Source organism: Saccharopolyspora sp. NPDC002686 (assembly GCF_040295745.1).
GTDB classification, from domain to species: domain Bacteria; phylum Actinomycetota; class Actinomycetes; order Mycobacteriales; family Pseudonocardiaceae; genus Saccharopolyspora; species Saccharopolyspora oryzae.
The window spans coordinates 1-7,446 of sequence record NZ_JBEOVY010000362.1 but is presented as its reverse complement, the minus strand read 5'-3'; the positions used below and the strand labels follow the sequence as shown (position 1 = coordinate 7,446).

At 71.1% G+C, this 7,446-nt stretch carries 7 protein-coding genes; 1 reads left to right on the top strand and 6 read right to left on the bottom strand.

Annotation, left to right across the window (positions count from 1 at the left end; genetic code table 11):
- From lgt to ABTZ89_RS32470, 6 genes are all read right to left on the bottom strand, one after another.
- A partial coding sequence (gene lgt / locus ABTZ89_RS32495; protein ID WP_351051965.1) for a prolipoprotein diacylglyceryl transferase occupies positions 1 to 1,029 on the bottom strand: 1,029 nt, incomplete at its 3' end.
- A gap of 243 nt (positions 1,030 to 1,272) precedes the next feature.
- On the bottom strand, positions 1,273 to 2,067 hold the full coding sequence (gene trpA / locus ABTZ89_RS32490) for a tryptophan synthase subunit alpha (RefSeq protein WP_351051962.1): 795 nt from the start codon (positions 2,065 to 2,067) through the stop codon (positions 1,273 to 1,275).
- On the bottom strand, positions 2,064 to 3,332 hold the full coding sequence (gene trpB / locus ABTZ89_RS32485) for a tryptophan synthase subunit beta (protein WP_351051960.1): 1,269 nt from the start codon (positions 3,330 to 3,332) through the stop codon (positions 2,064 to 2,066). The genes trpA and trpB overlap by 4 nt, the downstream gene beginning before the upstream one ends.
- Positions 3,333 to 3,371: 39 nt before the next feature.
- Positions 3,372 to 4,184, bottom strand: a complete 813-nt coding sequence (trpC, locus tag ABTZ89_RS32480; RefSeq protein ID WP_270947091.1) for an indole-3-glycerol phosphate synthase TrpC — start codon at positions 4,182 to 4,184, stop codon at positions 3,372 to 3,374.
- Positions 4,185 to 4,463: 279 nt separating this feature from the next.
- On the bottom strand, positions 4,464 to 5,069 hold the full coding sequence (locus ABTZ89_RS32475) for a Trp biosynthesis-associated membrane protein (RefSeq protein WP_270947090.1): 606 nt from the start codon (positions 5,067 to 5,069) through the stop codon (positions 4,464 to 4,466).
- Positions 5,047 to 6,624 carry an anthranilate synthase component I gene (locus ABTZ89_RS32470; RefSeq protein ID WP_270947089.1) on the bottom strand — a complete coding sequence of 526 codons (1,578 nt, stop codon included), beginning with the start codon at positions 6,622 to 6,624 and terminating at the stop codon, positions 5,047 to 5,049. The genes ABTZ89_RS32475 and ABTZ89_RS32470 overlap by 23 nt, the downstream gene beginning before the upstream one ends.
- An 89-nt stretch (positions 6,625 to 6,713) precedes the next feature.
- Here ABTZ89_RS32470 and ABTZ89_RS32465 point away from each other — a divergent pair, with 89 nt between their 5' ends.
- Positions 6,714 to 7,337: a TetR/AcrR family transcriptional regulator gene (locus tag ABTZ89_RS32465; RefSeq protein WP_270947088.1), complete on the top strand. Its 624-nt coding sequence runs from the start codon at positions 6,714 to 6,716 to the stop codon at positions 7,335 to 7,337.
- Positions 7,338 to 7,446: the final 109 nt, after the last annotated feature.

The following is a 7,446-nucleotide window of genomic DNA, read 5'->3' as shown; positions in this document are numbered from 1 at the left end:
CGCCTGCGAGTCGTCTCCGGAGTCCTCGGCTTTCGCCTCGGTCTCCTCCGACTCGGGCTCAGTCGCCTCCGGCTCCTTCTCCGCCGATGGCTCCGAAGACTCCGCAGGCTCCGCGGCCTCCGCCGGGGCTGCGCCCGGCTCCGGCTTGCCCTGCAGCAGCTCGGGGTCCTCACGCCCACCGCGCACCAGCACCAGGTACAGGACGGCGCCGGCGAAGACGATCAGCGAGGTGAAGACGTTGATGCGGATGCCGAGGATCATGGTGGCCTCGTCGGTGCGCATCATCTCGATCCACAACCGGCCGAGGGTGTAGCCCGCGACGTAGAGCGCGAACACGCGGCCGCGGCCCATCCGGAACTTGCGGTCCGCCCAGATGATCACCAGGAAGATCAGCAGGTTCCAGAGCAGTTCGTAGAGGAACGTCGGGTGCACGACGGTGATCGGGGTTTGGTCCAGGGCCACGCCGCCGATCGGATCGTTGAGGCCGGTGGCCGGGTCGACGCGGCGGTAGATCTCCAGACCCCACGGCAGGGTCGTCGGTGCACCGTAGAGCTCCTGGTTGAACCAGTTGCCCAGGCGGCCGATGGCCTGCGCCAGGATGATGCCCGGCGCGACGGCGTCGGCGAACGCGGACAGCGGGACGCCCCGCCGGCGGCAACCGATCCAGGCGCCCACGGCACCGAGCGCGACGGCGCCCCAGATGCCCAGGCCGCCTTCCCAGACCTTGAGCGCGTCCAGCGGGTTGCGGTCCGGGCCGAAGTACTTGTGCCAGTCCGTGGCCACGTGGTAGAGCCGCCCGCCGACCAGGCCGAACGGCACCGCGAACACCGCGATGTCGATGACGGTGCCTTCGGCGCCGCCTCGGGCCACCCAGCGGCGGCTGCCGATCCAGACCGCGGCGATGATGCCCGCGATGATGCACAGCGCGTAGGCGCGCAGCGGAATCGGGCCGATGTGCCAAACCCCTTGCGGCGGGCTCGGAATCGTGGCCAGGAACGAATTCGCCGTGGCGGCGACCGGGGCACTCACAGCCCCAACGGTATCGGGCGCCCCGAGCCGGGGCGCGCACACCCCGGAGCCCCGTTGCGGCGAACGGACCACCCGTCCCACCCGTTGGTGCGAACGGACCATCCGCCTCGGCCGTTGCGGTCAAAAAGCGAACGGACCGCCCGCCCCGCAAAACGGGACGAACGGTCCGTTCGCGCCGAAGTTCAACCGAGCGAGCGGACCGTTCACGCCGATAGGTGGAGTGAACAGGCCGTTCGCTTCAGATCAGCGGCTGCGGACGCCTCGCGCGAGTTCCGCGGTCAGCTCCCGGACGCCTTCGACGCCGTCCTTCTCGGCCCGGGTCACGAACGCCGAGCCGACGATGACGCCGTCCGCGAAGGTGGCGACCTCCGCCGCCTGCTCGCCGGAGCGGACGCCGAGGCCGACGCCGATCGGCAGGTCGGTGTGCGCGCGGGTGCGCTGGACCAGGCCCGATGCCGCCGAGCCGACGCTCTCGCGGGCACCGGTCACGCCCATCACCGACGTCGCGTAGACGAAACCGCTGGTCGCCTTCGCGGTCAGGGCCAGCCGCTCCTCGGTGGAGGACGGGGCGACCAGGAAGATCCGGTCCAGGCCGTGCTCGTCGGTCGCGGCGATCCAGTCCTCGCCCTCGTCCGGGATCAGGTCCGGGGTGATCACGCCGAGCCCGCCGGCGGCCTTGAGGTCGCGGGCGAAGGCGTTCACGCCGTAGTGGTGCACCGGATTCCAGTAGGTCATCACCACGGCGTTGCCACCGGCCTCGGCGATCGAGGACACGACGTCGAAGGTGTCGCGCAGCCGGAAGCCCGCGCGCAGCGCCTTGTCGCTGGCCGCCTGGATCGTCGGGCCGTCCATCACCGGATCGGAGAACGGGATGCCGACCTCGACGATGTCGCAGCCGGTCGAGCCGTCGGTGCCGGTCAGCATCGCCCGGAACAGGTCCTTGGACTCCGGCACCGACGGGTACCCGGCGGGCAGGTAGCCGATCAGCGCGGCGCGCTGCTCCTCGCGGCACCCCTGGAAAACCTCGCGCAGGCTCACCGCGCACCCTCCTGAGCCTCGTCGACGAGACCGAAGTACTTCGCCGCGGTGTCCATGTCCTTGTCGCCCCGCCCGGAGAGGCTGACCACGATGATCGCGTCCGGGCCGAGCTCCTTGCCGAGCTCCAGCGCCCCGGCCAGCGCGTGCGCGGACTCGATGGCCGGGATGATGCCCTCGGTGCGCGACAGCAGCTTGAACGCCTGCATGGCCTCGTCGTCGGTCACCGACCGGTACTCGGCGCGGCCGGTGTCCTTCAGGTACGAGTGCTCCGGCCCGACGCCGGGGTAGTCCAGCCCGGCCGAGATCGAGTAGGCCTCGACGATCTGCCCGTCGTCGTCCTGCAGCAGGTAGGAGCGGGCGCCGTGCAGCGTGCCGGGCGTGCCCTCGCCGAGGGTCGCGCCGTGCTCGCCGGACTCGATGCCGTGCCCGGCCGGTTCGAAGCCGACCAGCCGCACGTCGGCGTCGTCGATGAAGCCGTGGAAGATGCCGATCGCGTTGGAGCCGCCGCCGACGCAGGCCACCACCGCGTCGGGCAGCCGACCGGTCATCTCCAGCACCTGCTCGCGGGCCTCGTCGCCGATGACCCGGTGGAAGTTGCGGACCATCATCGGGAACGGGTGCGCGCCCGCGGCGGTGCCCAGCAGGTAGTGCGTGTGGTCGACGTTGGCGACCCAGTCCCGCAGCGCCTCGTTGATGGCGTCCTTGAGGGTCGCCGAGCCGGTGTTGACCGGGATGACCTCCGCGCCCAGCAGCCGCATCCGCGCCACGTTGAGGGCCTGCCGCTCGGTGTCGACCTTGCCCATGTAGATCACGCACTCGAGGCCGAGCAGCGCGCAGGCGGTGGCGGTGGCCACGCCGTGCTGCCCGGCACCGGTCTCGGCGATGACCCGGCGCTTGCCCATCCGCTTGACCAGCAGCGCCTGCCCCAGCACGTTGTTGATCTTGTGCGAGCCGGTGTGGTTGAGGTCCTCCCGCTTGAGCAGGATCCGCGCGCCGCCCGCGTGCTCGGCGAAGCGCTTGGCCTCGGTCAGCAGCGAGGGACGGCCCGCGTAGTTGCGCAGCAGGTCGTCGAGCTCGGCGAGGTACTCCGGGTCGCGCTGCGCCTTGGCGTACTCGGCGGCGAGCTCGTCCTGCGCCGCGATCAGCGCTTCCGGCATGAACCGGCCGCCGTAGTCCCCGAAGTGCCCGCGCTCGTCCGGGTCGTGCCCGTCCGGAACGGGCTTGCCCTGGCGGTGTGCGCGCGCGGTGTCCGCCCCCACGGTCATTGCCTTACCTCCTGTGCTTCGCCGACCCCGCGCTGCCCGTCAGCGGCTCGGCCGCGGGCATGCCGGGTGCGACCCGGCGGTCACCAGCTGGGTGACGGCCGTCTTGGGATTGTCGCTGGTCACCAGGCCCTCGCCGACCAGTACCGCATCCGCACCCGAGCCCGCGTAGGCCATCAGGTCGCTGGGCCCGCGCACGCCGGATTCGGCGATCTTGAGGATGTTCTGCGGCAGGCCCGGCGCGATCCGGCCGAACACGTCGCGGTCCACCTCGAGCGTATGCAGGTTGCGGGCGTTGATGCCAATGACTTTCGCACCCGCTTCCAGGGCCCGGTCGGCCTCCTCGGCGGTGTGCACCTCGACGAGCGCGGTCATGCCCAGCGATTCCACCCGGTCGAGCAGCGCTTCCAGCGCGTTCTGCTCGAGCGCCGAGACGATCAGCAGCACCATGTCCGCGCCGTGCGCGCGGGCCTCGTGCACCTGGTACGGGCTGACGATGAAGTCCTTGCGCAGCAGCGGGGTGTTGACCACCTTCGCCCGCACCGCGTCGAAGTCGGCGAGCGAACCGCCGAAGCGGCGCTCCTCGGTGAGGACGCTGATCACCCGCGCCCCGGCGTCGGCGTAGTCGGCGGCCAGCTCGGCCGGCTCGCCGATCTCGGCCAGCTCGCCCTTGGACGGGCTGCGGCGCTTGACCTCCGCGATGACGCCCACGCCGGGCGCCCGCAGCGCCGCGAGCACGTCGTGCGGCGGTGGAGCCGCCGCGGACAGCTGCTTGATCTCGTCGAACGGAATCGCGGATTCGCGAACTGCCAGATCTTCGCGAACGCCTTCGATGATGGATTCCAGAACGGTCACGCGAACACCTCGCCGGCCCTGCCCCGAACAGCCACCCGCAAGTCCCTGATCCGCGAGTTGCATGCGCAGATGAACTCATTGCGCTCGATCACGACACTCCCCTTCCCGCCGTGCCGTCGCATGCCCGATGCTAAACCTCGCCCGGACCCCGGCCCACCAAGGGGTGTCCGGAACGTCCCAGCGCAGCAAGGACCTTCGGCCCTTGCGCGCAAGATGTTCGACCGTTCGGAACCGTGCCGAACTGGGTTTTCCGGCCCGACGAGGAAATCCGAAATTAATTCAGCGATCCTGATCGTCCGTTGGATCCCGACCGGCATCGAGGTCCTGCCACATCTGCCGGTCCGGATCGTGGGATTTCTTCTTCTCCGCACCCGGCGCCGAGTACTTCGCCCCCATAGCGGGCATTCTCCCTGCGCGCAGCACCACCAGCACCCCGGCCACCAGCAGCAACACCGCCCCGGCGATCAGCATCAGCGGCCCGAGCGGCTGCGGGTCCAGCGGGCCGACCGGCGTGCTCCCCGGGGGTACGCCGTCAGGCGCGCCGAACACGGTGAAGCTGTACACCTGGAACGCCCGCCAGATCAGCACTCCGCCCGCGGCCGCGATGAGCACGCCGACGATGCGCCGCAGCCACCCACCGGTGGCCAGCAGGGCCGCGACGGCGGTCAACGCCGCCAGCGCCATCGGCACCAGTTCCGGTCGCACGTCGCCGCCGGTGACCCCGGCCGTGATCTCGGCGCCGAACGACGTGCGGTACTTCTGCCCGGCCCACAAGACCGCGCTGGAGCCCCAGAGCAGCCCTCCTGCGGCCAGCAGGAGCAGCACGACCGCCCACAGGAGCCCCTTGGAGCGCGGCTCCGGCTCAGATCCCGGCTCGGTGGTCAACCCGCTCCTCCGTCACCTGCTCGCCGCGCGGACGGGACAGCGTCTCCGCCGTCGCGATCGCGTTCAGCACCGCGCGCGCCTTGTTCAGGCACTCCTGGTCCTCCGCGACCGGGTCCGAATCGGCCACGATCCCGCCACCGGCCTGCACGTAGGCCCGGCCGTCGCGGACCAGCGCGGTGCGGATCGCGATCGCGGTGTCGGCGTCCCCGGCGAAGTCCAGGTACCCGACGACACCGCCGTACTGGGCGCGCCGCGTCGGCTCCAGCTCCTCGATCAGCTCCAGCGCGCGCGGCTTGGGCGCACCGGACAGGGTGCCCGCCGGGAAGCAGGCCGCGACCGCGTCGAAGGCCGTCTTGCCGTCGGCGAGCTGCCCGGTCACCGTCGACACGATGTGCATGACGTGGCTGTAGCGCTCGATGCGGAAGAAGTCGACGACGTGCACCGAACCCGGCTTGCAGACCCGGCCCAGGTCGTTCCGGCCGAGGTCGACGAGCATCAGGTGCTCGGCGCGCTCCTTGTCGTCGTTGAGCAGCTCCTTCTCCAGCAGCGAGTCCTCGTCCTCGTCCGCGCCGCGCCAGCGGGTCCCGGCGATCGGGTGCGTGGTGGCCTGGCCGTCGCGCACCGTCACCAGCGACTCCGGGCTGGAGCCGACGATGTCGAACGGGGTGCCGCCGTCCGGCGCCTCCAACCGCAGCAGGTACATGTACGGGCTGGGGTTGGTGGTGCGCAGGACCCGGTAGATGTCCAGCGCGTCGGCGGAGGTGTCCATCTCGAAGCGCTGGGAGACCACGACCTGGAACGCCTCACCGGCCCGGATCGCCTCCTTGGCCTTCTCCACCGCCTCGTAGTGCTCCTCCGGCTGGCGGCGGCGGACGAACTGCGGGTCCGGCCGGGAGAACGCGGCCACCGTCGGCTCCGACGGCGTGCACAGCTGCTCGGTCATCTCGTCGAGCCTGCGCACCGCGTCGTCGTAGGCCGCGTCCACCCGCTCCGGGCTGTCGTCCCAGTTCACCGCGTTGGCGATCAGGGTGATGGTGCCCTCGTGGTGGTCCAGCGCGGCCAGGTCGGTGGCCAGCAGCATGACCAGCTCGGGGATCTGCAGGTCGTCCTCGGTGAGGTCGGGCAGCCGCTCCAGGCGGCGCACCGAGTCGTAGCCGAGGTAGCCGACCATGCCGCCGGTCAGCGGCGGCAGGCCCGGCAGCGGATCGGTCTGCAGCAGCCGGACGGTCTCGCGCAGCGCCTGCAGCGGGTCGCCGCCGTCGGGCAGGCCGACGGGCGGGGTGCCGGTCCAGTGGGCTTCCCCGTCGCGGACGGTCAGCGCGGCGGCGCTGCGGGCGCCGACGAAGGACCACCGCGACCAGGAACGCCCGTTCTCCGCGGATTCGAACAGGAACGTCCCGGGGCGGTCCCCGGCGAGCTTGCGGTACACCCCGAGCGGGGTCTCGTCGTCCGCGAGCAGCCGTCGCACCACCGGGATGACCCGGCGGTCCGCCGCGAGAGCGCGGAACTCCTCGCGTCCAGGACTGATTGAGCCGATATCACCGTCGCCGACCATGTCGTCATTGTGCCGCGCACCGGTTTCCTCCCGCGCGCGCCCTCCGGGCCGCTTTGCCCCGGGACCGCCGAGGCGGCCAGGATGAGCGGGTGAGCAGTGCAACGAACGGCACCGAGCCGAAGCGGCGCGGGCGGCGCCCCAGCGGCGAGGACACCAGAGCCGCGCTGCTGGCGGCTGCGCGCGAGGTGTTCACCGAGCAGGGCTACGACGCGGCCACGGTGCGCGCCATCGCGGCGCACGCCGGAGTCGACCCGGCGATGGTCAACCACTGGTTCGGCAGCAAGGCCGGGCTGTTCTCCGCGGCGGTGCAGATCCCGATCAACCCGGACGACGTGGTGCCGGATCTGCTGGCCGGGGACCGCGAGGGGCTCGCCGAACGGCTGCTGCGCATGTTCCTGGCGGTGTGGGACAACGCCGAGGGCGGCCAGTTCGCGGCCCTGGTGCGCAGCATCGCCTCCAACGAGAGCGCGGTGTCGATGCTGCGCGACTTCATCCAGAACGTCATGTTCAACCAGCTGGTCAAGGTGCTCGGGGTGGATCGCCCGGAGCTGCGCGCCTCGCTGGCCGGATCCCAGATCGTCGGCCTGGGCATGGCCCGCTACGTGGTCCACCTGGAACCCCTGGCCTCGGCCGACCACGACACGGTCGTCGCGGCGATCGGCCCCAACCTCCAGCGCTACCTCACCGGAGACCTCGGCCCCACCGACCACTGACCCGGACCCCACCGCCACTACCACGATCCGTCCCCACCGTCCACTCAGAACCGCAGTTTCAATTGAAACTGCAGATCCCACCCACGGCGGCAGACAGTTTTAAATGAAA

Bases quoted from the DNA above. Each gene is read 5' to 3' on its own strand.
- trpB (WP_351051960.1), bottom strand. From the start codon at position 3,332: ATGACCGTGGGGGCGGACACCGCGCGCGCACACCGCCAGGGCAAGCCC.
- ABTZ89_RS32470 (WP_270947089.1), bottom strand. From the start codon at position 6,624: ATGGTCGGCGACGGTGATATCGGCTCAATCAGTCCTGGACGCGAGGAG.